Genomic DNA, 26434 nt, shown 5'->3' on the forward strand with positions numbered 1-26434 from the left:
CCGGTTTCAGACCGGCCTTTTTTCATGTTCGGTTGGATGTTGCCCAAATTGCTTTCGATATTCGCTTGGGCTGACTTTCAGCTTTTTGCGAAAATGATGTCGCAATGTTTCAGGTGTCTTAAATCCAGTGCGCAGGGCCACTTGGTCAATTGTGAAATGAGCGCTTTCCAACAATTCCCGCGCCAAATAAATACGTTCATTTGTGAGCCATTGCGCGGGACTTTGCCCAACGGTGGATTGGAATTTGCGAATGAGGGTGCGCTCCGACATTGAAGCTTTGTTCGCTAACGTGCTTACGCTCCAATGTTCATCCAGTTTTGTGCGCACCTCGTCCAACAATTGATTTAGCGCGCCCAATTTTGGCGGTGCGACCGGACGGGGAACAAATTGGGCCTGCCCACCTTCACGGTGCGCTGGCAGCACCAATCGCTGTGCCACGAGGTTGGACGCTTGTGTGCCAAACTCTTTGCGAATGACATGAAGTGCCAGGTCTATGCCAGCGGCCGATCCGGCGGAGCTCAATATCTGGCCGTCCAAACAATAAAGCACATTGTCTTTAACATCTGCATTGGGGACACGGGCTTTAAGCTCATCAATATATCGCCAGTGAGTTGTAATGGTGCGCCCCTCAAGCAGGCCAATTTTGTCGAGCAAAAATACGCCGGAGCAAATTGCCATAAACTGCGCACCTCGTTTATGGGCATTTAGCATTTGTTGCTTTAGCTTTTCACTTGGTTCTTTGTTGATTGGCCAGCCTGGAATGATGATAAGATCTGCATGTTCGAGTTCTTCCTCTTGCGTGTCGCACTGAACCATCAACCCACCCGCGGCCCGCAATGGTCCGGTTTCCACTGCGACCGTTTTGCAGTCATACCAATTTTCTATTTGCGGTCTGGGCGTTGCGAAAATTTCAACACAAATACCAAATTCAAACGTGCACAATTGATCATAAGCGAGGACCGCGACCTGCTTGTTCTGATTTTGAATGTCGCCCATCGGGTGCCTGCTAAATTGCTAGATTGGCTGAAATTTAACGTATAGCGCAATTTATGCCAATCGCGGGCGATAGACAATGCCCAATTTTGTCGCCATATTGGAACTAAATATATTGTCAGACAAGGATTTCAAAATGTCTATTTTTCAAACATTTTTTGGGCTCTTGGAAGAGCAGGCGTTTTCAATATTTATGATTGGTTGGGTTGTGACTTTGGCTGGTTCTGTCACGCACCTCATTGGCGGCGGGTTTAAAGAGGGCTCCTCTAATGTGCCGGTGTTGGGCAACTGGGAAGCCATCAGAGCCGGTGAAAAAGGGTTCTTTCAACAGCGTATTGGTGTTTTGACCCTACGATTGGGTCTTGTCATGGTGCTGGTTGGTGGCCTTATTCATTTTCTCTAGAAAATCTAGGTTGAGCTCTTTTAACTGCGCGAACCGTTCCTATATTTACAATTGAAGGGTGCGCCCAAAGTGGGCATCCGAGATAAATTGTTTTTGTGGCTTGAGCATTCTGGCTTGAACGCAAAAACACCAACGCTTCGAGACGCAATATTCTGTGCCAGGTTGGGCAGATTGAGCGGGCCGAAAATGGAGAGTTGAAACGTGAATATAGAAAAATACACCGAACGTGCGCGTGGTTTCGTTCAATCCGCACAAAGTGGCGCCCTTTCTGCAGGGCATCAGCAATTTTCCCCCATTCATTTGTTGAAGGTCCTGATGGACGACGATCAAGGCATGGCTTCTGGCCTTGTTGATCGGGCAGGGGGTAATTCAAAAACATTGCGCGCCAGCGTTGAAGCGGGATTGAAGAAAATCGCTTCTGTTTCTGGCGGCGGTGGCCAACTTTATCTCAGCCGCGAAATGGCCCGGACTTTTGAAACTGCCGAAAAAGCTGCGGACAAGGCCGGTGACAGCTATGTCACCGTTGAGCGGCTTTTGCTGGCGCTGGTAATTGAAAAAGACAGCGATGCGGGCAAATTGCTCGCAGCTGCGGGCGTCACTGCAAATGGCTTGAACGATGCGATCAATGAATTGCGCAAGGGCCGCACTGCAGATTCGCAGAGCGCCGAAGAATCATATGATGCATTGAAAAAATATGCACGTGACCTCACCGAGGTTGCCCGTGAAGGCAAACTTGATCCGGTGATTGGTCGCGATGAAGAAATCCGTCGTGCCATTCAGGTCCTGTCCCGTCGCACCAAGAACAACCCAGTGCTAATCGGTGAGCCAGGCGTGGGTAAAACTGCCATCGCGGAAGGCTTGGCCTTGCGCATCATCAACGGCGATGTCCCCGAATCGATCAAAGGCAAAAGCTTGCTGGCGCTGGATATGGGCGCACTAATTGCGGGCGCGAAATATCGTGGCGAGTTTGAAGAGCGGTTGAAGGCGGTCTTGAACGAAGTCCAATCCGCTGAAGGCGATATCATTCTGTTTATTGATGAGATGCACACGCTTGTCGGCGCGGGAAAATCGGACGGCGCGATGGATGCGTCGAACTTGCTCAAACCTGCCCTAGCGCGAGGTGAGTTGCACTGCGTGGGCGCGACCACATTGGACGAATATCAAAAGCATGTTGAAAAAGACGCGGCGCTGGCCCGTCGGTTCCAGCCTGTTTTCGTTTCCGAGCCAACAGTTGAAGATACGGTTTCGATTTTGCGTGGCCTGAAGGAAAAATACGAACTCCATCATGGGGTGCGGATTTCCGATAGTGCGCTGGTTTCTGCCGCGACCCTGTCCAATCGCTACATCACTGATCGGTTTTTACCAGATAAGGCCATCGATTTGATGGATGAGGCGTCAGCACGGCTGCGGATGCAGGTGGACAGCAAGCCAGAAGAGCTGGACGAGTTGGATCGCCGCATCATTCAATTGAAAATTGAACGCGAGGCACTGAAGAAAGAAACCGACGATGCGTCAAAATCCCGGCTTGGAAAGCTGGAAGCTGAGTTAAGCGATTTAGAAGAAGAGGCTGATGCTCTCAACCAACGCTGGGTGGCGGAAAAAGATCGGCTTGGGGCGGGCCAAAAGCTCAAGGAGCAACTCGACCAAGCCCGAACCGATTTAGAAAACGCACAGCGTCAAGGTGACTTGGCAAAGGCTGGGGAACTTGCCTACGGTTTGATCCCAGAGCTAGAACGCAAAATTGGTGAGGCCGAAGGCAATTCTGCTGAAACTGAAAGCATGGTTGAGGAGGTGGTATCCCCATCCCACATTGCGCAGATCGTTTCGCGCTGGACCGGTGTGCCGGTGGACAAGATGCTGGAAGGCGAGCGCGAAAAGCTTTTAAAAATGGAAGAGCAATTGGCCAAACGCGTTGTTGGACAATCAGAAGCGGTGGAAGCTGTTTCCAAAGCCGTGCGTCGCTCCCGGGCTGGGTTGCAAGACCCAAATCGCCCGATGGGTTCGTTCATTTTCTTGGGACCGACCGGGGTCGGCAAGACCGAGCTAACCAAGGCTTTGGCGCAATTCCTATTTGATGATGATACCGCCATGGTGCGTTTGGACATGTCCGAGTTCATGGAAAAGCATTCTGTCGCGCGTTTGATAGGTGCACCTCCGGGATATGTCGGGTATGACGAAGGTGGTGTGCTTACTGAAGCGGTGCGGCGTCGGCCTTATCAGGTCATTCTTTTCGACGAGATCGAAAAAGCGCACCCAGATGTGTTTAATGTCCTTTTGCAAGTGCTTGATGATGGCCGCCTAACTGACGGGCAGGGCAGAACGGTTGATTTCCGCAACACGCTGATCATCATGACATCGAATTTGGGCGCTGAATATCTGGTGGAACAGAAAGAAGGCGAATCGGTTGAAATGGTGCGCGGCAAAGTTCTGGACGCGGTCCGGGCAAGCTTTAGGCCCGAATTCCTAAACCGTGTCGATGAAATCTTGTTGTTCCATCGCTTGGCCCGCTCTGACATGGGTGCGATCGTTGATATTCAACTTGGCTATTTGCATAAACTGCTGGTTGATCGTGACATCACACTTGAGATTGACGAGAAGGCTCGCGAATGGTTGGCCAATGAGGGCTATGACAGTGCCTATGGCGCAAGGCCGCTCAAGCGGGTCATTCAGCGCGCCTTGCAAGATGAGTTGGCTGAAAAGATTTTGGCTGGCGATATTGCAGACGGACAGACAGTGCATGTCAGCGCCACGAAACTGGGTTTGATAATTGACCCCGCTGCGTCTCAAAAGGACGCCGCTCAATAATTATCTTTCTAAAATAGGGCACTTATTGCTCTAATGTTCAACGATCAGCATGTGCTCAATCCCAATGGTGGGGTTGGGCACATGTTGGTTTTTGCGCGTGGAATTCTGGGAAAAGATGATAAAGCTCTATCCGTTGTCAAGATGAATTGAGCTATAAATGTGAGTATCGGGCGATGACGGAAAGCGAAGTTGAATCTGAGATAGCATCGATAAAGTTGGCCGCCGGATTGTCACTGGAGTTTGATTGGTTCGCCGTCGGTCAGATTGACGATGCGACTTTAGCAATTGGTGAACCCGCCTATAATCAATGCAATTGGTGCTATCTCATTCAAAGCGAGGGCGAAAGTCTGCTCTTTGATACCGGGTCCGGACGGCGCCCGATCATGGCATTGCTTGATCGACTTGGCAGCGCAAATGCGCGTGCCTTTCCGTCCCATATGCATTTTGATCATTTGGGAAATGTTGAAGCATTTCGCAAGGTCATGATTGCCGACTTGCCCCTGCTCAGAGCAATCGAAAAGGATGGATTTATCGTTCCACCGGAAACGTTGTTTTTGGGATCTATGGAGGGCGTTGAGCCGCCGCGTTTTCAAGTTGAGCAATGGGTGGAACCAAACACGTTTATTTCGGTTGGTAGCCGAAACCTACAAATTCTGCACACACCGGGGCATTCGCCAGATTCAATTTCGATTTGGGAACCAGATCGCAATCAGTTGTTCGCCGCTGATTTTATCTATCCGGGTGGTCTCTATGCGCATGTTCCAAATGCTTCCCTTTACGACTATTTAGAAACTGCGGAACGATTGCTGGATTTGCTACCCAAAAGTACAAAGATTTTGTGTGCTCATGGCCAACAGCAAAATGGTATCTACGATGTCCCAACGCTGGGCTATGGCGATCTAGAAGATTTGCGGAACAGTTTGAAACATCTGCTTGAAAGCACAGCACCGTCCAACGGTGAAGTGCGGGTCAACAATAACCTCTCACTGATTTACAATGAAGCAAGTTTTGCTAACCCGCATAAAGCCTAACGTTTTTGTGTTGTTTTTAGCCGCAAGTAAAAATAAAGCGGGATGGCCAGCGAAAGTCCGACACATGAGCCCGCGAGCAAAATTGACCACCAATGGGGCACATTATTCTCCCTCGCGTCAAAAAACGTCCAAAGCCAAAAGGCTAAAGTGCCCCACAAAACATCTACTGCCCAACCGCTAGACGGACCTGTTGCAAAAACCTGGGTCAAAAATAGCGGGATATCGAGACCATTTTGCATGATGAAGGGCACATAGAACGACCAAGGCAGAATGGTGCCGATGATTGCAAGAATAAGATAAGGGCGAGGGTTGGTCATATTGTTTTCCGAAATTAGTGACGTTGACCCTATCTAAATCAGACAAGGGAATGGCATCAATTCCGTCATGGGGTATGGCGCGACGAAGGGTGCGTATCCACCCGTAATTCTTGCTTATTGCATCTTCGACCGCATTAGTCGGTTTGTGATCGATCTCGCTCAACTTGGCAATAAATGTCAGCTGCGGGTCCAATCAAGATGCTGGTTACACCCGTATTGAACCTTCTCTAATTGGTCAAAACATCACCCATGAAATTACAGCGGTAAACTATCTGCGCAAATGGGTAATTTTAAACGATCGTTGATGCTCGCCAAATGTCGGTTTAACCGGATCTGAAATCTGGTTGGCTTCTGCCTTTTTCATCAGTCGCTCAGCGAGGAAAAATGAGACGATAGCCACAAAAATTCCACCGGCCATTTGTCCGATCAGCACACCTTCAGCTCCCCAGAGTTGCGCGCTAACATAGACAAACGGGATAATGCCTAGCGTGTTGCGCCCCCAATTGACCCATGTTGAATAGAATGGGTGGCCGAGATTATTGTAAGCCGCATTTCCAACAAAAATTACGCCGTTAAATATCCACGCTAGAGAAAGGGGGCCGCAGAATAAAAAGATTAGGTCTCTTGCTACGCCTTGTGCGTCAAACATGTCGGCAATCAACCCGCGTAGCAGATACAAAACTGCGACAACTGGAATTACATAAATGACGATCAATACCATGCTGCTATTGAAGGCTTTCCGGACTCGATCGTGTTGCCCAGCGCCAAAGTTCTGGCCGATAATTGGTCCAATTGCGCCGGACATTGCAAAGATCAAGGCAAACGCAATTGGGGTGACCCGCCCGATAATCGCCATTCCAGCAACGGCGGCTTCGCCAAATTCCGCTGCAGCTTTGATGACATAGGCCCCACCGATTGGTGCTGCAATATTGGCCAACATTGCCGGGAAAGCAATCGCCGCGATAGGCCGCAAGTCGCGCACGATCATCTTAAAGGATAGTCCTGTAAATCCACCATAATTGCGCACGATATACCAGACGGCGACAATCGCGACAGATACGCGCGAAGCAACAGAGGCCCAAGCTGCTCCCTGTAACCCCATGTCTAAAACAAAGATAAAGATTGGATCAAGAACGGCATTCACAACGCCTGCAAGCAGGGTCACGATCATGGATAGTTTTGCAGCACCGTGACTGCGCAAGGCAGCGGATGACACAATTCCGATCAAGAGAATTGGCATTGTCGGAATGAGGGTTTGAAGATAGGAAACCGCTAGTTCCTGGGTTTCACCCGTCGCGCCGATCAGGCCGGTCAACCCGTCCAGATTAACATAAATGATGGTCGCAAATATTAGCGCGAAGGCAACACCCACAATCAACACATGGGTCAGTAGTTCGGTCGCGCGCTGGGGTTTGTTTTCGCCCAGTGATTTGGCCACCATCGCACCACCTGCAATCGCCATACCAATGCTAATGGATGTCGTCATGAACAGAATTGTTCCTGCAAAACCAACAGCGGCGGCCAATTCTTCAATTCCCAACATCGAAATGAACAGCATGTCGGCGAGATCTACGGCGAACAAGGCGACAAACCCGATAGCAGAAGTCAGTGACATTGTAATGATGTGCTGAGTTAATCCGCCTGTTAGAAACTTAGCTTGCTCAGGAGCCTTGTTCATACTCGTTCCCCAATCATAATCGCCCAAAATGTTGATCAATTGCAGTTCTATTTTGGTTCTCATCGGACAGTACCGACTTTTATGGCATCAGCAAAGGACAGTTAGGGCGCGTATTGGGTTCGACTAAAACAAGACTGAGCGATTATCGCAGGCATTCGATGCAAACTATTTTTGTTGAATGCGGCCGCATCGGCCCAAGCAAGTCAGCGCTAACGCCTAATAGCCGCGGTCTGATTGATGGACTGGGTATGATCATGTTGTAAAATATAGTGACCTTATCCCCGCAATTCAGCGATGGCCGAAGCCACAGAATAGTCCAGCGTCAAACGTTCGTTCCTGCATTTTGCGGGCCGTGCGGCCCAAATTTGTCCATAAAGAAATCATGGGCAAATCATACGTCATGGAGTTGATCAGTATCTCCATTTGGGTCGGCTTAAAGGGTGGGCCAATATGTGGCGTTGATTGCTTACACATTCGTGTGGGGATCTGGCGCTACACTTTACACCCGCAATGCTTACATCTGTGGGCAAGATCACAGGGAATGCCATCACATCCCATTGGTTCTATCAAGTTCACAAGTAAGCAGATATGTGTTTGTTGCAAATGACTGTCATTTGCGATAACCTGAAAAGGTTGACTGCTAAATGAGGCGTGACAAATGAGCATTTTGAAACGAATGGGCAAATGGGTGATCGTTTATTTGATCATCAAATGGACAGGGTTGGTCGGGCTGATCTATTGGCTTTCGCGCTATGAATGGTTTCGATACGAATATCTGTTTGCGTTTCCCGCAATTGCTCTTTTGATTCTTTTGGTGAAGTTTCTTTGGCGCAAAAAGAAACGTGGTGAACTTTTAGCTGGTGATTGAGGTGAGGATAATTCGATGCTGGCAGTTGATCATGCAATTGCGTCCGCGTTCAGATTTTATTGAAAACTAATCCCCGCCCCCTAAAACCATGCCTATCATTGCGCCATCTTCTTTGAAGCCTTTGGGATTGCTGACGAGCAATGAGGGCGGTGAAAATGGTGGGCGAACAATTTCAATAAAGCGCCAAATCCAAATCACTAAAAGAAGAAGTTGGGATATGGGTTGGCCGCAATTCATATCGCTACGATCAAATGTCCAGCCTGACACCGAAGGCAGGCGTAATTCATCGGGCAGCAAGTTGAAGCTGTTCTGGATGTTGACCTTAGGAGGGGAAATGAAGGACGAGCCGCGCAAGTGGTGAGGACCTCGGGCGACGTTTCGCCCGCCCTGCCGGAGGGGCAAGTTTTTGAATAGTGCGGACACACTTGTGTGTAGCACGTCATTCAAAAACTGGTACGCCCCCGTGAGGCAAATCCAATGATCTTTTCAACGGATCATGATGTGGCAAAAAGGGGATAAAAGGGTTCAGCACCCCGGGGCATTTGATTAGACGCGTAAGAACTCTGCTGCACGAGGCGTTTATTGTCTCATTTTCTACCCACATAACGAGCCAATATGCGCCTCGTGCTCCCGCTTCTTTTTACCCCGCAAATGGCGCTGCCATGTTGCGTTCTTTTGGGTTGGGGTTGAAGTTGAACATTGACTCGATTAGGAATCAGACTTAGAACAAAAAGAGAACATAAACGAATGTGTGCGGCGCGAAGGGAAATGAGATGCCAACTCTATTGAAGATTGATTATGTGGAATTGCCCGGCGCAGATTTGGCAGCGAGCAAGCATTTCTTTGCCAAGGCGCTGGGGTGGAAATTCACGGATTATGGCCCAGAATATTTCTCCTTCGACAATGCTGGGCTTGATGGCGGGATGGACGGCACGAAGGACGCTATGACCAAACCACTTGTTGTGCTTAAGGCGGATAATTTGGAAGCGGCTCAAACTCAGATTGAGGCGGGAGGCGGAGAAATTGTACGTCCGATATTTTCGTTTCCCGGGGGTCGGCGTTTTCACTTTAAAGAGCCAAGCGGCAATGAATTGGCTGTTTGGTCTGAAAGTTAGGGAGATCAATAATGGGAAATGTAAAAGCGTTTGTACGTCTGTCAGAACTGAAAACCGAGCCATTTCAACATGGCAAATCCTATGCATCAGAGGATGCAGGCATTAGTGAAGAACTGGGTTTGACGAAAATTGGTGCCTCCTACACGATTGTGCCGCCGGGCAAAACCGGATGTCCTTTTCATGTTCACCACGCAGAAGATGAAATGTTTATCATCTTGTCAGGTTCAGGCGAATACCGGTTCGGCGATGACAGGCATCAGGTTAGGGCTGGCGATGTGTTAGGCGCACCGGTAGGCGGGCCAGAATATGCGCATCAGCTTTGGAACACCGGCATCGAGCCTTTGATCTTTATTGGCATTTCCAACAAGGCAGATGCGGACGTGGTGCAATATCCTGATACGCAAAAGATTATGTCGATGAGTAGACGTGGGGGAACGGGGCACTTCACCCATCGGCACATGAGTTATGAGAGTTCCAAGGTTGATTATTTTGACGGCGATAAGGATGTTTAATGCGTCGGCCAAGTCATAATTCGAATGGGTTACTTGCCCGATTGGTTTTCTTGGCGCAGACTTGTCTTTTTCGAAAGGAGAAATGCAGATGAAAGTTAGCGATATTCTTCATGATAAGGGTAGCTCTGTTCTCACTTTAACCCCCAACGATAAAGTGGCTAAGGCCGTAGATACGCTTGGTGAGCACAATGTTGGTGTTGTTGTGATCACTGGTGATGTTGGGGAAGTTTGCGGCATCCTATCCGAGCGCGACATTGTGCGCAGACTTCGCGAATCAGGTGCTTCAGCCCTTGATGGCACCATTGGTAATTGCATGACGCCTGATCCGTTCACCTGCGATCTTGAAGCGACAGTTGATCAGCTGATGGGCATTATGAGCCAAAAGCGCATTCGCCATATGCCTGTTGTCGATGCGGGAAAGCTGGTTGGACTGGTTTCGATTGGCGATTTGGTCAAACGTAAAATCGAACAGGCAGAACGCGAAGCCGCGGCTATGCGAGATTACATCGCTTCATAGCCTTTCAGTTTTTTCTTAGCGTTCGGCGACGTTTATCGGTTTGGATTCGCGGGCCATCAATTCTTGAATTTGAGCGATTGTTTGCTCAAATTTGCGTCTGTACTTATTTGGCAGCGCTTTATCGCGCGGCAATCTCACGCCAAGTGGGTCCACCGTGCGTCCATTGATTTTGATTTCATAGTGTAGGTGTGGGCCGGTCGAATATCCGGTTGAGCCCACATAGCCGATAACTTGGCCCTGCCGAACGCGTACGCCAGGTTTCATTCCGTCGGCGATGCGGGTCATGTGGGCATAGGCTGTTTCATAGCCATTGGCGTGGCCGATGGAAACAAAGCGCCCATAGCCCGACACCCATTGGGCTCGCTTTATGACACCGTTGCCGCCCGCATAAATTGGCGTGCCGGTTCGCGCCGAAAGATCAACGCCGGTGTGCAATTTATACGTCTTGAAAATGGGGTGTACGCGATATCCGTAGTTGGACCGCAATTTACCACCGCCCTGAAGCGGCCGCCGCATCAGGAACTTCTTACCGGTCTGGCCGTTTTCGTCGTAGAAATCGACCAGCCCTTCATCTGATTGATGACGATACATATGCCGTGTGGCGTTTGCGAGGTTTAGGCCGACATAAAGCAGTTCCTTGCGGCCTTGATCGTCAGGTTCTGACATTAAAAGTTCGATATTGTCGCCCGCATTGATCTTCTTGGTGAGGTCAAGGTCATAGGCGAACATAGCAATAATTCGCTCGATCGTGGTGTCTGGCAAGTCGTGCTTTCTGCCCGTCTCAAAGATGGAACGATATAAAGACGGCAGGTTGGCAACGTCAATTTCTTCGGTGTCTTCTTCCGGGAAACTGATCGTTGGAGGGGCCAGCCCAAGCACATATTGGCCCCGATCTGTGCGCGCCACGGTTACGATATGTTGCTCGTTCTTTGTGTAAACGCTCATGCGAAACGGAATTTGGATTTCAGATCCAAGCTCATTTCCAAACAAGATGCGCAGCTTCATGCCCTGGTTTAGCGCAGCAGATGGGTAGACATTGCGGATCGCGCCACCAATGCTATCAACCATGGATTCAGTGAAGCCGTTTTTGGAAAGAACATCGCCAAAATCTGCCGTCTGCCGCACCGTTAGCACCCGTTCGGTGCGCGATACAGAATTTGCGCCCTCAATATTCGTCCGGGGAACAATCGACACATTTTGCGCTACAGACGTGAAGCCTTTGCGCTCAATTGATAATGGGTTGATATTGTCAACTTGGGTTGATGCATATGCCAATGTCGGGCTATCGAAACCAGTATATGCACCCTCAACAGTCGCACGCACATAGTCAGACGCGATGGCGTCATTGATTTGGGGCGCTGGAATATCGTCGAGTGTTAAAGAAGCCTGCACCACGGTGACCTCGCCTTCAACCTCGGCACCATATATATCTGTGTTGATCGTTCTCGTGTCGTCAGGCAAAGAAATGGGCTGGTTACGACGCAAAAGTGCGACAGGGTCATAATTGGGAATGTCTTGCGAAAGGGCCGTTGCCGAAGTCGCCAGCGTCGCTTTAATCCGCTCGAACGGCTGGCGCCGAATTTTTGAGACCCCATCTGCATTTTCTCGAATGGACGCTTCGATCACTTCCTTTTCAGACCGGGATGCCGCCACAGGGCGCACACGATCTGACTTTTGCATCACTTCGCGGACAGGACTGTATGAAGCGGTCTCAATTTGAAGGCTTTCATATGGTGTCGAAAAGTTCTGTTTGCCGTCAAAGGAGACATATAACACCGCGGCCATTAATAAGGCGCCAGTCAAACCTGTAAGCACTGTGCCGCTTAACCAAGTCAAGGAGACCTCGCGGCTTTCCGGCGCGTCACTGCGCAGCGCACGCAAGCTTAAAGCCGCACCGTCACGAAAACCTGCGGACTTAAGAAGTGCTTTATCTTGTTTGCGCTTGACGGCGTTCAATGTTCGACCCTGTTGTCACGGCTACTTATACTATGCCCAGCCATTTCATCATGTTGAGCGCTGCAATTTATGGCATGTTCACAAAGCGAAAGACAAGCCAGAGTTGCATCTGCGACCCTCTCGCCCCATAATAGCGCTATATATTAGAGTGTGTGGACAAGAATTGCGGCGAAACTTGGTCGGATTTGACAATATTCACCCCGGTCAAGACATGGCCGATTTTGGCCAAACCCCCAGCTATTGGGCATTGTTATATAGGACCCAATCTGAGGCTCAAAGTTTGTGCAATTTTTATGACATTTCTTTGAATGATTTGTTGACTCTTTATTTTGGTGGTCCTATAACCCCCAAGCGCTGACGGAGATGGTGTTGAGAGACGCGGTTGAGGTTAGTTAACTGATTGAAAGTAAAGTATTTATTTTTGGTTGGGGGTGTTGCTAACGGGGATTGATCTTGTTAGGAGCGGCGGGCTTGATTGGGTTTGGTTTTAACCAAAAATTATCAAGTTGTTTCTGATGGAAACTAATTGGTTTTTATTGGAAAATGGTAGTTGACAGGTTGGTTCGCTGATCTTATAACCGCCAAACACTGAGTGATTAGCTTCGTGCTGATGTTTAGTGTTTCCTGAATTGGGCAGAATGTTTCTGCTGGCTTGTCCGGCTAGAGAGTTATGTTTTTGGTTTGGGTTTGACGTTTATGCCTTTGGCATTTGGGTCTGTTCTTTGACAGTGTGAAGAAGAAGAAAGAGAAACGTGGACGGCGAAGTCCTTGCGGATCTGGTTTTACCAGGTCATTACGAGACTTCGATGGGTGTACGTTTCTATTAGAGAACACCAAATTAACATACGCGTTGAGAAACGCGTCGTGACAAGTGGTGTCCTCGTCAAAACGTGCATTGCGTCGACAAAAGTCTATATCAAACTTGAGAGTTTGATCATGGCTCAGAACGAACGTTGGCGGCAGGCTTAACACATGCAAGTCGAGCGCTTCACTTCGGTGAGGAGCGGCAGACGGGTGAGTAACGCGTGGGAACATACCTAATAGTACGGAATAACATTTGGAAACGAATGCTAATACCGTATACGCCCTTTGGGGGAAAGATTTATCGCTATTAGATTGGCCCGCGTTGGATTAGTTAGTTGGTGGGGTAATGGCCTACCAAGACGACGATCTATAGCTGGTCTGAGAGGATGATCAGCCACACTGGGACTGAGACACGGCCCAGACTCCTACGGGAGGCAGCAGTGGGGAATATTGGACAATGGGCGCAAGCCTGATCCAGCCATGCCGCGTGAGTGATGAAGGCCTTAGGGTTGTAAAGCTCTTTCGCTAGGGAAGATAATGACGGTACCTAGTAAAGAAGCCCCGGCTAACTTCGTGCCAGCAGCCGCGGTAATACGAAGGGGGCTAACGTTGTTCGGATTTACTGGGCGTAAAGCGTACGTAGGCGGATTAGAAAGTAAGGGGTGAAATCCCGAGGCTCAACCTCGGAACTGCCTCTTAAACTTCTAGTCTAGAGATCGGGAGAGGTGTATGGAACTCCTAGTGTAGAGGTGGAATTCGTAGATATTAGGAAGAACACCAGTGGCGAAGGCGATACACTGGCCCGATACTGACGCTGAGGTACGAAAGCGTGGGGAGCAAACAGGATTAGATACCCTGGTAGTCCACGCCGTAAACTATGAGAGCTAGCCGTTGGGAAGTTTACTTTTCAGTGGCGCAGCTAACGCATTAAGCTCTCCGCCTGGGGAGTACGGTCGCAAGATTAAAACTCAAATGAATTGACGGGGGCCCGCACAAGCGGTGGAGCATGTGGTTTAATTCGAAGCAACGCGAAGAACCTTACCAGCTCTTGACATACCTATCGCAGCTTCCAGAGATGGAAGCCTTCAGTTCGGCTGGATAGGATACAGGTGCTGCACGGCTGTCGTCAGCTCGTGTCGTGAGATGTTGGGTTAAGTCCCGCAACGAGCGCAACCCTCGCCCTTAGTTGCCAGCATTTAGTTGGGCACTCTAGGGGGACTGCCGGTGATAAGCCGGAGGAAGGTGGGGACGACGTCAAGTCATCATGGCCCTTACGGGCTGGGCTACACACGTGCTACAATGGCGGTGACAGAGGGCAGCCACTCCGCGAGGAGGAGCTAATCCCTAAAAACCGTCTCAGTTCGGATTGCACTCTGCAACTCGGGTGCATGAAGTTGGAATCGCTAGTAATCGTGGGTCAGCATACCACGGTGAATACGTTCCCGGGCCTTGTACACACCGCCCGTCACACCATGGGAGTTGGTTCTACCCGAAGGCGCTGCGCTAACTTTTGAGGCAGGCGACCACGGTAGGGTCAGCGACTGGGGTGAAGTCGTAACAAGGTAGCCCTAGGGGAACCTGGGGCTGGATCACCTCCTTTCTAAGGATTGTCCTTCAAGACTTTATGTCTTATCGGACTTTCATTGGATAAGATTGGTTTAAGTCAAAACCAGTCGACTACTACAAAAGCGGGACATCGCCGCCTTCGTTTCTCTTTCTTCACATTAAGTGACGTTCATCACGTGCAGGTTGCGCTTTTAGATAAGGGCCTGTAGCTCAGTTGGTTAGAGCGCACGCCTGATAAGCGTGAGGTCGGTAGTTCAAATCTACCCAGGCCCACCATATTCCTTATTAATAAGGGGCCATAGCTCAGCTGGGAGAGCGCCTGCTTTGCAAGCAGGAGGTCGTCGGTTCGATCCCGTCTGGCTCCACCATTTATAGCTGGAAGCTGGATGTTGGTAATCGCCGTTTGGACAGTAAGTCACTTAAGAAAGAACAAGTTTTGTGGGACTGATTTTATTGGTTCTGCATGATCTTATATATCGTATAGAGAAAGATAGTTTGTTTGTTTGACCCACACCCGGGGAGAACAGATTGTCTTCGTGAAGTTAAATTTAAATATGATCTAACCTTATCATATTCGACGGTCCATTATGCCTTGCACGAGGCGGATTGCGGATATTGATAATGAGAACAATCAAGTGTCTTAAGGGCATTTAGTGGATGCCTTGGCGCACACAGGCGATGAAAGACGTGATACGCTGCGATAAGCATCGGGGAGCTGCGAATAAGCTTTGATCCGATGATTTCTGAATGGGGAAACCCACTCCGTAAGGAGTATCCCGCAAGGGAGGCGAACCCGGGGAACTGAAACATCTCAGTACCCGGAGGAAAGGACATCAACCGAGACTCCGTTAGTAGTGGCGAGCGAACGCGGACCAGGCCAGTGGCTTGAAGTTAAGAACGGGAAGAAGCTGGAAAGCTTCGCCATAGTGGGTGATAGCCCCGTACCGGTAGAAAAACTTCAAGTCCTCGAGTAAGGCGGAACACGTGAAATTCTGTCTGAACATGGGGGGACCACCCTCCAAGCCTAAGTACTCGTGTGCGACCGATAGTGAACAAGTACCGTGAGGGAAAGGTGAAAAGCACCCCGACGAGGGGAGTGAAATAGTTCCTGAAACTGAATGCCTACAAACAGTCGGAGCCCGCAAGGGTGACGGCGTACCTTTTGTATAATGGGTCAGCGACTTAATTTAACATGCAAGCTTAAACCGTTAGGTGTATGCGCAGGGAAACCGAGTCTGAATAGGGCGTTGAGTATGTTGGATTAGACCCGAAACCAAGTGATCTAGCCATGGGCAGGCTGAAGGTGCAGTAACATGCACTGAAGGGCCGAACCCACTTCTGTTGAAAAAGAACGGGATGACCTGTGGCTAGGGGTGAAAGGCCAATCAAACTTGGAAATAGCTGGTTCTCCGCGAAATCTATTTAGGTAGAGCGTCAGACGAATACTCCAGGGGGTAGAGCACTGGATGGGCTAGGGGTCCCCAACGGATTACCAAACCTAACCAAACTCCGAATACCTGGAAGTAATATCTGGCAGACACACCACGGGTGCTAAGGTCCGTGGTGGAAAGGGAAACAGCCCTGACCGACAGCTAAGGTCCCAAAGTCATGGTTAAGTGGGAAAGCTTGTGAGATTGCACAGACAACCAGGAGGTTGGCTTAGAAGCAGCCATCCTTTAAAGATAGCGTAACAGCTCACTGGTCAAGCGATCTTGCGGCGAAAATGTAACGGGGCTCAAACCATGCACCGAAGCTTCGGGTTTGCACTTTGTGCAAGCGGTAGCGGAGCGTTCTGTAAGTCTGCGAAGGGATACCCGCGAGGGGTCCTGGAGGTATCAGAAGTGCGAATGCTGACATGAGTAGCGATAAAGAGTGTGAGAGACACTCTCGCCGAAAGTCCAAGGGTTCCTGCGCAATGCTAATCAGCGCAGGGTTAGTCGGCCCCTAAGTCGAGGCAGAAATGCGTAGACGATGGGAAACAGGTTAATATTCCTGTACCTGGTGGTAGTGACGAATCTATAGATCTGTCAGTCCTTATCGGATTGGTTCTGGCAGTGAGTAGGTTCCAGGAAATAGCTCCACCAACAAGACCGTACTCTAAACCAACACAGGTGGACAGGTAGAGAATACTAAGGCGCTTGAGAGAACTATGCTGAAGGAACTCGGCAAATTACATGCGTAACTTCGGGATAAGCATGACCATATAGGAGGCAACTCTTATGTGGTGGCACAGACCAGGGGGTGGCGACTGTTTACTAAAAACATAGGGCTCTGCGAAGTAGCAATACGACGTATAGGGTCTGACGCCTGCCCGGTGCCTGAAGGTTAAAAGGAGAGGTGAGAGCCTTGAATTGAAGCCCAGGTAAACGGCGGCCGTAACTATAACGGTCCTAAGGTAGCGAAATTCCTTGTCGGGTAAGTTCCGACCTGCACGAATGGCGTAACGACTTCCCCACTGTCTCCAGCATAGACTCAGCGAAATTGAACTCCCCGTGAAGATGCGGGGTTCCTGCGGTTAGACGGAAAGACCCCGTGCACCTTTACTATAGCTTCACACTGGCATTCGTGTCGGCATGTGCAGAATAGGTGGTAGGCTTTGAACTATAGACGCTAGTTTATAGGGAGCCGAAATGTGAGATACCACCCTTATCGTCATGTATGTCTAACCGCGGCGTAACAGCGTCCGGGACAGTGTGTGGTGGGTAGTTTGACTGGGGCGGTCGCCTCCCAAAGAGTAACGGAGGCGCGCGATGGTGGGCTCAGACCGGTCGGAAATCGGTCGTCGAGTGCAATGGCATAAGCCCGCCTGACTGCGAGACTGACAAGTCGAGCAGAGACGAAAGTCGGTCATAGTGATCCGGTGGTCCCGCGTGGAAGGGCCATCGCTCAACGGATAAAAGGTACGCCGGGGATAACAGGCTGATGATGCCCAAGAGTCCATATCGACGGCATTGTTTGGCACCTCGATGTCGGCTCATCGCATCCTGGGGCTGGAGCAGGTCCCAAGGGTTTGGCTGTTCGCCAATTAAAGCGGTACGCGAGCTGGGTTTAGAACGTCGTGAGACAGTTCGGTCCCTATCTGCCGTGGGTGTAGGAATGTTGAGAAGAGTTGCCCCTAGTACGAGAGGACCGGGGTGAACAGATCTCTGGTGGACCTGTTGTGGCGCCAGCCGCATAGCAGGGTAGCTATATCTGGACGGGATAACCGCTGAAAGCATCTAAGCGGGAAGCCTCCTTCAAAACTAGCATTCCCTTGAGAGCCGTGGGAGACCACCACGTTGATAGGCCAGGTGTGGAAGCGCAGCAATGTGTGAAGCTTACTGGTACTAATAGCTCGATTGGCTTGATTGTTCTCATTAATCAATGTCCGTATTACACCAATACCAACAACATCATCCTAGACGTCAAAATCTAGAAAACATGTTCCTGTATTGCATTCTCAAAGAATGCGCGAATAAATCAAATTTAACTTCACGCTTTTGTTTTTTGCTGACTTGGTGACTATGGCGAAGCGCCCAGAACTCGATCCCATTCCGAACTCGAACGTTAAATGCTTCAGCGCCGATGGTACTTTGTCTTAAGGCACGGGAGAGTAGGTCGTCGCCAAGTCTGCTAAAAGCAAAAGCTCAATACGATATGTAAAATTAAAAAAAACGCCCTCCAGTGAAAACTGGGGGGCGCTTTTGTATGTGGGAGGGCTCAGTAGTCAACCCTCTTTTGTATCAGTCCATCGCAGCTGCATACTGTGTCCTGAATCAAGGGAATCAAATTGCAATTTTACGTTTTCACTTCGGAACTTGCTTTTGCTGTCGGGTATTTGTTGCTCATCCACGGCATCGCCCTTGGGGCATTTGCATTAGACAAATACCCTGCCAAGCAACATATGTGGCGAATTTCTGAGAGAACATTGCTAACGCTTGCGATGTTTGGCGGCCCTATAGGTGCGATTACCGGTCAGCACTTGTTGCGTCATAAAACCCGTAAGCAACCATTCAAAACAATTTTGTACCTGATACCGATCCTCCACATTGTAGTTGCTACGATTTGGTGGATTCTTCAGGCAAAAGAATCCCTACAATAGAGGCCCTGCCCACATGGTGATTTATGTCATGCAATAGATCGAGGTCTTTACACAAATCTAACCGGTCGACTTACGAACGTATTGCAAGGTAAGAAACAAGCGGGTTAGTGAGCAGATTGGTCTTCAAACACCGTGCAGATCCGATCAATCACACGACGTACTTCTGGCAGGTAATGGTCATCTTGGTGGGTGACAATCCATTGGTCATGGGTAAGTTCAGGAATTACATCTCCAGCACGGCTTAATTGGGCGTGCGAATCACCAATGAATGTTGGCAGTAGGGCTTTGCCGTTGCCGGTCAATGCCAGATTGAGGCTGTTTCGCGGTGCAACGACTTCGCAAATGGCTTCTCCCGCAATTTCGTCTTCCAACCATCTGCCTGAAGGCGTGTCGCCGATCACCTTGATCCATGAATCATTTCCCCCATCTGCGACATGGGGGGTGAATTCAACGCGTGATAGTTTGCGACCAGCCAAACTCGGTTCCGTGGGGCGTTGGTTGGGCAGGCCAATAACTGCCTCACGATCGGGACCATTAGGTAACTCATGATAACCGTTGGGAAATGGATGGCTGACCGGCAAGTATTCGATGGTAATTAAACCGGCAGGCCAAACGAGGTGGGGCGAAAACCCAAGTCGGGGCGTTGAAGCATACGAGCGGCGAAATACGAATAAAACCCATGAGATTCTCGAAACGGTACGAAGGATCGCTGCGCGTCATGACCGCCCAGCATCTCATGTCGCACCTTCATGGCTTGGGTCTCGTCCGTTTCCTCGCTCCCTTACCCCTATAACTTCCTAAGAGAATGGTGCAAGATGGATGTCTGGGTGCATTTGGGAACGTAAATCCCGGGTCTCGACCTAGGTAGCAGCGAATCCGTGTTGCAAGCGTTTAGACATAATATGGAGGTAATCTCTATAATATGCCCCGCAACCCTCGTGATTAGCACGTAAACATGCGTCGTGTTTCCGTTTAGATTGCTGTGGCTTCCAAATTTTTCCGTCGAAAGAAAAGCTAACCTATTGAAACAAAGCCGTTTTCCAAACGACGGGGAACTAATGCAGATTATTTCTTCTATTTCTTTGAATGATTTGTTGACTCTTTATTTTGGTGGTCCTATAACCCCCAAGCGCTGACGGAGATGGTGTTGAGAGACGCGGTTGAGGTTAGTTAACTGATTGAAAGTAAAGTATTTATTTTTGGTTGGGGGTGTTGCTAACGGGGATTGATCTTGTTAGGAGCGGCGGGCTTGATTGGGTTTGGTTTTAACCAAAAATTATCAAGTTGTTTCTGATGGAAACTAATTGGTTTTTATTGGAAAATGGTAGTTGACAGGTTGGTTCGCTGATCTTATAACCGCCAAACACTGAGTGATTAGCTTCGTGCTGATGTTTAGTGTTTCCTGAATTGGGCAGAATGTTTCTGCTGGCTTGTCCGGCTAGAGAGTTATGTTTTTGGTTTGGGTTTGACGTTTATGCCTTTGGCATTTGGGTCTGTTCTTTGACAGTGTGAAGAAGAAGAAAGAGAAACGTGGACGGCGAAGTCCTTGCGGATCTGGTTTTACCAGGTCATTACGAGACTTCGATGGGTGTACGTTTCTATTAGAGAACACCAAATTAACATACGCGTTGAGAAACGCGTCGTGACAAGTGGTGTCCTCGTCAAAACGTGCATTGCGTCGACAAAAGTCTATATCAAACTTGAGAGTTTGATCATGGCTCAGAACGAACGTTGGCGGCAGGCTTAACACATGCAAGTCGAGCGCTTCACTTCGGTGAGGAGCGGCAGACGGGTGAGTAACGCGTGGGAACATACCTAATAGTACGGAATAACATTTGGAAACGAATGCTAATACCGTATACGCCCTTTGGGGGAAAGATTTATCGCTATTAGATTGGCCCGCGTTGGATTAGTTAGTTGGTGGGGTAATGGCCTACCAAGACGACGATCTATAGCTGGTCTGAGAGGATGATCAGCCACACTGGGACTGAGACACGGCCCAGACTCCTACGGGAGGCAGCAGTGGGGAATATTGGACAATGGGCGCAAGCCTGATCCAGCCATGCCGCGTGAGTGATGAAGGCCTTAGGGTTGTAAAGCTCTTTCGCTAGGGAAGATAATGACGGTACCTAGTAAAGAAGCCCCGGCTAACTTCGTGCCAGCAGCCGCGGTAATACGAAGGGGGCTAACGTTGTTCGGATTTACTGGGCGTAAAGCGTACGTAGGCGGATTAGAAAGTAAGGGGTGAAATCCCGAGGCTCAACCTCGGAACTGCCTCTTAAACTTCTAGTCTAGAGATCGGGAGAGGTGTATGGAACTCCTAGTGTAGAGGTGGAATTCGTAGATATTAGGAAGAACACCAGTGGCGAAGGCGATACACTGGCCCGATACTGACGCTGAGGTACGAAAGCGTGGGGAGCAAACAGGATTAGATACCCTGGTAGTCCACGCCGTAAACTATGAGAGCTAGCCGTTGGGAAGTTTACTTTTCAGTGGCGCAGCTAACGCATTAAGCTCTCCGCCTGGGGAGTACGGTCGCAAGATTAAAACTCAAATGAATTGACGGGGGCCCGCACAAGCGGTGGAGCATGTGGTTTAATTCGAAGCAACGCGAAGAACCTTACCAGCTCTTGACATACCTATCGCAGCTTCCAGAGATGGAAGCCTTCAGTTCGGCTGGATAGGATACAGGTGCTGCACGGCTGTCGTCAGCTCGTGTCGTGAGATGTTGGGTTAAGTCCCGCAACGAGCGCAACCCTCGCCCTTAGTTGCCAGCATTTAGTTGGGCACTCTAGGGGGACTGCCGGTGATAAGCCGGAGGAAGGTGGGGACGACGTCAAGTCATCATGGCCCTTACGGGCTGGGCTACACACGTGCTACAATGGCGGTGACAGAGGGCAGCCACTCCGCGAGGAGGAGCTAATCCCTAAAAACCGTCTCAGTTCGGATTGCACTCTGCAACTCGGGTGCATGAAGTTGGAATCGCTAGTAATCGTGGGTCAGCATACCACGGTGAATACGTTCCCGGGCCTTGTACACACCGCCCGTCACACCATGGGAGTTGGTTCTACCCGAAGGCGCTGCGCTAACTTTTGAGGCAGGCGACCACGGTAGGGTCAGCGACTGGGGTGAAGTCGTAACAAGGTAGCCCTAGGGGAACCTGGGGCTGGATCACCTCCTTTCTAAGGATTGTCCTTCAAGACTTTATGTCTTATCGGACTTTCATTGGATAAGATTGGTTTAAGTCAAAACCAGTCGACTACTACAAAAGCGGGACATCGCCGCCTTCGTTTCTCTTTCTTCACATTAAGTGACGTTCATCACGTGCAGGTTGCGCTTTTAGATAAGGGCCTGTAGCTCAGTTGGTTAGAGCGCACGCCTGATAAGCGTGAGGTCGGTAGTTCAAATCTACCCAGGCCCACCATATTCCTTATTAATAAGGGGCCATAGCTCAGCTGGGAGAGCGCCTGCTTTGCAAGCAGGAGGTCGTCGGTTCGATCCCGTCTGGCTCCACCATTTATAGCTGGAAGCTGGATGTTGGTAATCGCCGTTTGGACAGTAAGTCACTTAAGAAAGAACAAGTTTTGTGGGACTGATTTTATTGGTTCTGCATGATCTTATATATCGTATAGAGAAAGATAGTTTGTTTGTTTGACCCACACCCGGGGAGAACAGATTGTCTTCGTGAAGTTAAATTTAAATATGATCTAACCTTATCATATTCGACGGTCCATTATGCCTTGCACGAGGCGGATTGCGGATATTGATAATGAGAACAATCAAGTGTCTTAAGGGCATTTAGTGGATGCCTTGGCGCACACAGGCGATGAAAGACGTGATACGCTGCGATAAGCATCGGGGAGCTGCGAATAAGCTTTGATCCGATGATTTCTGAATGGGGAAACCCACTCCGTAAGGAGTATCCCGCAAGGGAGGCGAACCCGGGGAACTGAAACATCTCAGTACCCGGAGGAAAGGACATCAACCGAGACTCCGTTAGTAGTGGCGAGCGAACGCGGACCAGGCCAGTGGCTTGAAGTTAAGAACGGGAAGAAGCTGGAAAGCTTCGCCATAGTGGGTGATAGCCCCGTACCGGTAGAAAAACTTCAAGTCCTCGAGTAAGGCGGAACACGTGAAATTCTGTCTGAACATGGGGGGACCACCCTCCAAGCCTAAGTACTCGTGTGCGACCGATAGTGAACAAGTACCGTGAGGGAAAGGTGAAAAGCACCCCGACGAGGGGAGTGAAATAGTTCCTGAAACTGAATGCCTACAAACAGTCGGAGCCCGCAAGGGTGACGGCGTACCTTTTGTATAATGGGTCAGCGACTTAATTTAACATGCAAGCTTAAACCGTTAGGTGTATGCGCAGGGAAACCGAGTCTGAATAGGGCGTTGAGTATGTTGGATTAGACCCGAAACCAAGTGATCTAGCCATGGGCAGGCTGAAGGTGCAGTAACATGCACTGAAGGGCCGAACCCACTTCTGTTGAAAAAGAACGGGATGACCTGTGGCTAGGGGTGAAAGGCCAATCAAACTTGGAAATAGCTGGTTCTCCGCGAAATCTATTTAGGTAGAGCGTCAGACGAATACTCCAGGGGGTAGAGCACTGGATGGGCTAGGGGTCCCCAACGGATTACCAAACCTAACCAAACTCCGAATACCTGGAAGTAATATCTGGCAGACACACCACGGGTGCTAAGGTCCGTGGTGGAAAGGGAAACAGCCCTGACCGACAGCTAAGGTCCCAAAGTCATGGTTAAGTGGGAAAGCTTGTGAGATTGCACAGACAACCAGGAGGTTGGCTTAGAAGCAGCCATCCTTTAAAGATAGCGTAACAGCTCACTGGTCAAGCGATCTTGCGGCGAAAATGTAACGGGGCTCAAACCATGCACCGAAGCTTCGGGTTTGCACTTTGTGCAAGCGGTAGCGGAGCGTTCTGTAAGTCTGCGAAGGGATACCCGCGAGGGGTCCTGGAGGTATCAGAAGTGCGAATGCTGACATGAGTAGCGATAAAGAGTGTGAGAGACACTCTCGCCGAAAGTCCAAGGGTTCCTGCGCAATGCTAATCAGCGCAGGGTTAGTCGGCCCCTAAGTCGAGGCAGAAATGCGTAGACGATGGGAAACAGGTTAATATTCCTGTACCTGGTGGTAGTGACGAATCTATAGATCTGTCAGTCCTTATCGGATTGGTTCTGGCAGTGAGTAGGTTCCAGGAAATAGCTCCACCAACAAGACCGTACTCTAAACCAACACAGGTGGACAGGTAGAGAATACTAAGGCGCTTGAGAGAACTATGCTGAAGGAACTCGGCAAATTACATGCGTAACTTCGGGATAAGCATGACCATATAGGAGGCAACTCTTATGTGGTGGCACAGACCAGGGGGTGGCGACTGTTTACTAAAAACATAGGGCTCTGCGAAGTAGCAATACGACGTATAGGGTCTGACGCCTGCCCGGTGCCTGAAGGTTAAAAGGAGAGGTGAGAGCCTTGAATTGAAGCCCAGGTAAACGGCGGCCGTAACTATAACGGTCCTAAGGTAGCGAAATTCCTTGTCGGGTAAGTTCCGACCTGCACGAATGGCGTAACGACTTCCCCACTGTCTCCAGCATAGACTCAGCGAAATTGAACTCCCCGTGAAGATGCGGGGTTCCTGCGGTTAGACGGAAAGACCCCGTGCACCTTTACTATAGCTTCACACTGGCATTCGTGTCGGCATGTGCAGAATAGGTGGTAGGCTTTGAACTATAGACGCTAGTTTATAGGGAGCCGAAATGTGAGATACCACCCTTATCGTCATGTATGTCTAACCGCGGCGTAACAGCGTCCGGGACAGTGTGTGGTGGGTAGTTTGACTGGGGCGGTCGCCTCCCAAAGAGTAACGGAGGCGCGCGATGGTGGGCTCAGACCGGTCGGAAATCGGTCGTCGAGTGCAATGGCATAAGCCCGCCTGACTGCGAGACTGACAAGTCGAGCAGAGACGAAAGTCGGTCATAGTGATCCGGTGGTCCCGCGTGGAAGGGCCATCGCTCAACGGATAAAAGGTACGCCGGGGATAACAGGCTGATGATGCCCAAGAGTCCATATCGACGGCATTGTTTGGCACCTCGATGTCGGCTCATCGCATCCTGGGGCTGGAGCAGGTCCCAAGGGTTTGGCTGTTCGCCAATTAAAGCGGTACGCGAGCTGGGTTTAGAACGTCGTGAGACAGTTCGGTCCCTATCTGCCGTGGGTGTAGGAATGTTGAGAAGAGTTGCCCCTAGTACGAGAGGACCGGGGTGAACAGATCTCTGGTGGACCTGTTGTGGCGCCAGCCGCATAGCAGGGTAGCTATATCTGGACGGGATAACCGCTGAAAGCATCTAAGCGGGAAGCCTCCTTCAAAACTAGCATTCCCTTGAGAGCCGTGGGAGACCACCACGTTGATAGGCCAGGTGTGGAAGCGCAGCAATGTGTGAAGCTTACTGGTACTAATAGCTCGATTGGCTTGATTGTTCTCATTAATCAATGTCCGTATTACACCAATACCAACAACATCATCCTAGACGTCAAAATCTAGAAAACATGTTCCTGTATTGCATTCTCAAAGAATGCGCGAATAAATCAAATTTAACTTCACGCTTTTGTTTTTTGCTGACTTGGTGACTATGGCGAAGCGCCCAGAACTCGATCCCATTCCGAACTCGAACGTTAAATGCTTCAGCGCCGATGGTACTTTGTCTTAAGGCACGGGAGAGTAGGTCGTCGCCAAGTCTGCTAAAAGCAAAAGCTCAATACGATATGTAAAATTAAAAAAAACGCCCTCCAGTGAAAACTGGGGGGCGCTTTTGTATGTGGGAGGGGGAATTCCCGCAGTTTCTGGTTCTAGTGCAGATCCAAACATACCAGGAAGACGATCTAAGCGCTGATCACCTTGTTCATACTTCCTGTTCCCAATATCCTTCTGGTGAACAAAGTTGGGGCGGCGTATGTCTAACGAACAATTACAAGAACAATTACTAAGTTGGTTACGGCAGCTTGTTGATGAGCGTAAAATGCCCCTTGTTCTAGGAGTTGCAGGTGGGCAAGGCGTTGGCAAAAGCTATCTTACCCATGGCTTGCTGACCGAACATTTTCCCGACAGTGTGGTTCTATCACTTGATGACTATTACCTGCCAAGGGGCCTGCGTGATGAACTGGCACAACGAGTCCACCCGATGTTGGCGACACGGGGCGTGCCTGGAACGCATGATCTTGATCTATTGGCTTCCCATATTTCTCAATTGCGGTTTGGCAGTGGCGATCCGATTATGGTGCCCCAATTTGACAAGTTAACAGACGACCGAATTGGGTTTCAAGAACTGCGAAACATGTCGCCATCATTGATCGTAGTGGAGGGGTGGTGCGTCGGAGCAATATCGCAACCGCCTAGTGAACTTGCAGTGCCTGTCAACCAGTTGGAAGCGCAATCTGATCCGGAAGGTTTTTGGCGTGCCTATGTGAATGACAAGTTGGTGGAGATGGAGAAGAAGCTTGGGGCGCTGCTTGATGCTACCATGTTCTTAAAGCCAGATCACTTCCAATCTGTTCTTGCTTGGCGGACCGAACAGGAACGATCAACTTATGCCGCACAAGGCAAGAGCATGCCTGACAAACGAATTGATGAAATCGACGTGTTCATTCAATATTACCAACGGATCAGCGAGCATATGATTAGCCGCCATGCTCACTTTGATTTCGTTGTCGAAGTGAGCGGCGCTGAAAGGTCCTGGAGATATCTTGGTCCTTCCAGTTAATCTAATGTC

General features: G+C 49.8%; 15 protein-coding genes, 4 tRNA genes and 6 rRNA genes. 19 read left to right on the forward strand and 6 right to left on the reverse strand.

Going from position 1 to position 26434, the window contains the following annotated elements; translation table 11 throughout:
* Window positions 1-6: 6 nt before the first annotated feature.
* Window positions 7-996: a transcriptional regulator FtrA gene (gene ftrA, locus AC2D8L_RS13470; protein WP_484686001.1), complete on the reverse strand. Its 990-nt coding sequence runs from the start codon at window positions 994-996 to the stop codon at window positions 7-9.
* 133 nt (window positions 997-1129) lie between these two features.
* On the opposite strand from ftrA, the gene AC2D8L_RS13475 reads away from it, so the two are divergent.
* The 3 genes from AC2D8L_RS13475 (at window position 1130) to AC2D8L_RS13485 (ending at window position 5232) form a co-directional block, all read left to right on the forward strand.
* Window positions 1130-1396: a hypothetical protein gene (locus AC2D8L_RS13475; RefSeq protein ID WP_484686002.1), complete on the forward strand. Its 267-nt coding sequence runs from the start codon at window positions 1130-1132 to the stop codon at window positions 1394-1396.
* 201 nt (window positions 1397-1597) lie between these two features.
* Window positions 1598-4201 (forward strand): ATP-dependent chaperone ClpB, encoded by a 2604-nt coding sequence (clpB, locus tag AC2D8L_RS13480; protein WP_484686003.1) that lies wholly within the window; start codon window positions 1598-1600, stop codon window positions 4199-4201.
* A gap of 173 nt (window positions 4202-4374) precedes the next feature.
* A complete protein-coding gene (locus tag AC2D8L_RS13485) occupies window positions 4375-5232 on the forward strand; it encodes an MBL fold metallo-hydrolase (protein WP_484686004.1) in 858 nt (285 codons plus the stop codon).
* On the opposite strand, the gene AC2D8L_RS13490 is transcribed toward AC2D8L_RS13485, so the two are convergent.
* Window positions 5229-5549: a DUF2834 domain-containing protein gene (locus tag AC2D8L_RS13490; RefSeq protein WP_484686005.1), complete on the reverse strand. Its 321-nt coding sequence runs from the start codon at window positions 5547-5549 to the stop codon at window positions 5229-5231. The two genes, AC2D8L_RS13485 and AC2D8L_RS13490, sit on opposite strands and share 4 nt — an antisense overlap.
* A gap of 268 nt (window positions 5550-5817) precedes the next feature.
* Window positions 5818-7290, reverse strand: coding sequence for an MATE family efflux transporter (locus AC2D8L_RS13495; RefSeq protein ID WP_484686006.1), 1473 nt, complete (start codon window positions 7288-7290; stop codon window positions 5818-5820).
* A gap of 595 nt (window positions 7291-7885) precedes the next feature.
* Here AC2D8L_RS13495 and AC2D8L_RS13500 point away from each other — a divergent pair.
* Window positions 7886-8095 carry a hypothetical protein gene (locus tag AC2D8L_RS13500; RefSeq protein WP_484686007.1) on the forward strand — a complete coding sequence of 70 codons (210 nt, stop codon included), beginning with the start codon at window positions 7886-7888 and terminating at the stop codon, window positions 8093-8095.
* A gap of 66 nt (window positions 8096-8161) precedes the next feature.
* Here AC2D8L_RS13500 and AC2D8L_RS13505 read toward each other — a convergent pair whose 3' ends face one another.
* Window positions 8162-8518 carry a hypothetical protein gene (locus AC2D8L_RS13505; protein WP_484686008.1) on the reverse strand — a complete coding sequence of 119 codons (357 nt, stop codon included), beginning with the start codon at window positions 8516-8518 and terminating at the stop codon, window positions 8162-8164.
* A 350-nt stretch (window positions 8519-8868) separates the two neighbouring features.
* On the opposite strand from AC2D8L_RS13505, the gene AC2D8L_RS13510 reads away from it, so the two are divergent.
* The 3 genes from AC2D8L_RS13510 to AC2D8L_RS13520 all read left to right on the forward strand — a co-directional run bounded on the left by AC2D8L_RS13510 (window position 8869) and on the right by AC2D8L_RS13520 (window position 10239).
* Window positions 8869-9210, forward strand: coding sequence for a VOC family protein (locus AC2D8L_RS13510; RefSeq protein ID WP_484686009.1), 342 nt, complete (start codon window positions 8869-8871; stop codon window positions 9208-9210).
* Between the two features lie 11 nt (window positions 9211-9221).
* Window positions 9222-9722, forward strand: a complete 501-nt coding sequence (locus tag AC2D8L_RS13515; RefSeq protein ID WP_484686010.1) for a cupin domain-containing protein — start codon at window positions 9222-9224, stop codon at window positions 9720-9722.
* Between the two features lie 88 nt (window positions 9723-9810).
* Complete coding sequence (locus tag AC2D8L_RS13520) at window positions 9811-10239, forward strand: CBS domain-containing protein (RefSeq protein ID WP_484686011.1); 429 nt, start codon at window positions 9811-9813, stop codon at window positions 10237-10239.
* A 15-nt stretch (window positions 10240-10254) separates the two neighbouring features.
* On the opposite strand, the gene AC2D8L_RS13525 is transcribed toward AC2D8L_RS13520, so the two are convergent.
* Window positions 10255-12195, reverse strand: coding sequence for a M23 family metallopeptidase (locus AC2D8L_RS13525; RefSeq protein WP_484686012.1), 1941 nt, complete (start codon window positions 12193-12195; stop codon window positions 10255-10257).
* 918 nt (window positions 12196-13113) lie between these two features.
* On the opposite strand from AC2D8L_RS13525, the gene AC2D8L_RS13530 reads away from it, so the two are divergent.
* From AC2D8L_RS13530 to AC2D8L_RS13555, 6 genes are all read left to right on the forward strand, one after another.
* A 16S ribosomal RNA gene (locus AC2D8L_RS13530) occupies window positions 13114-14599 on the forward strand.
* 165 nt (window positions 14600-14764) lie between these two features.
* A tRNA-Ile gene (locus tag AC2D8L_RS13535) sits at window positions 14765-14841 on the forward strand.
* 16 nt (window positions 14842-14857) lie between these two features.
* Window positions 14858-14933: transfer RNA gene (locus tag AC2D8L_RS13540), tRNA-Ala, on the forward strand.
* 261 nt (window positions 14934-15194) lie between these two features.
* Window positions 15195-17916 (forward strand): 23S ribosomal RNA (locus AC2D8L_RS13545).
* A gap of 142 nt (window positions 17917-18058) precedes the next feature.
* Window positions 18059-18174: ribosomal RNA gene (gene rrf, locus AC2D8L_RS13550) — 5S ribosomal RNA — on the forward strand.
* The 16S, 23S and 5S rRNA genes sit together here with 2 tRNA genes alongside, the layout of an rRNA operon.
* Window positions 18175-18334: 160 nt before the next feature.
* A complete protein-coding gene (locus tag AC2D8L_RS13555; RefSeq protein ID WP_484686013.1) occupies window positions 18335-18646 on the forward strand; it encodes a DUF1294 domain-containing protein in 312 nt (103 codons plus the stop codon).
* Window positions 18647-18750: 104 nt separating this feature from the next.
* Here AC2D8L_RS13555 and AC2D8L_RS13560 read toward each other — a convergent pair whose 3' ends face one another.
* Entirely contained in the window at window positions 18751-19122 is a 372-nt protein-coding gene (locus tag AC2D8L_RS13560; RefSeq protein WP_484686014.1) for a type 2 periplasmic-binding domain-containing protein, read from the reverse strand.
* Window positions 19123-20342: 1220 nt separating this feature from the next.
* Here AC2D8L_RS13560 and AC2D8L_RS13565 point away from each other — a divergent pair.
* The 6 genes from AC2D8L_RS13565 (at window position 20343) to AC2D8L_RS13590 (ending at window position 26425) form a co-directional block, all read left to right on the forward strand.
* Window positions 20343-21828, forward strand: a 16S ribosomal RNA gene (locus AC2D8L_RS13565).
* A 165-nt stretch (window positions 21829-21993) separates the two neighbouring features.
* A tRNA-Ile gene (locus tag AC2D8L_RS13570) sits at window positions 21994-22070 on the forward strand.
* Window positions 22071-22086: 16 nt separating this feature from the next.
* Window positions 22087-22162: transfer RNA gene (locus AC2D8L_RS13575), tRNA-Ala, on the forward strand.
* 261 nt (window positions 22163-22423) lie between these two features.
* Window positions 22424-25145 (forward strand): 23S ribosomal RNA (locus tag AC2D8L_RS13580).
* A 142-nt stretch (window positions 25146-25287) separates the two neighbouring features.
* Window positions 25288-25403, forward strand: a 5S ribosomal RNA gene (gene rrf, locus AC2D8L_RS13585).
* Window positions 25404-25618: 215 nt separating this feature from the next.
* A complete protein-coding gene (locus AC2D8L_RS13590; protein WP_484686015.1) occupies window positions 25619-26425 on the forward strand; it encodes a hypothetical protein in 807 nt (268 codons plus the stop codon).
* Window positions 26426-26434: the final 9 nt, after the last annotated feature.

It is taken from the genome of Maritalea sp. YIW29 (assembly GCF_057219265.1).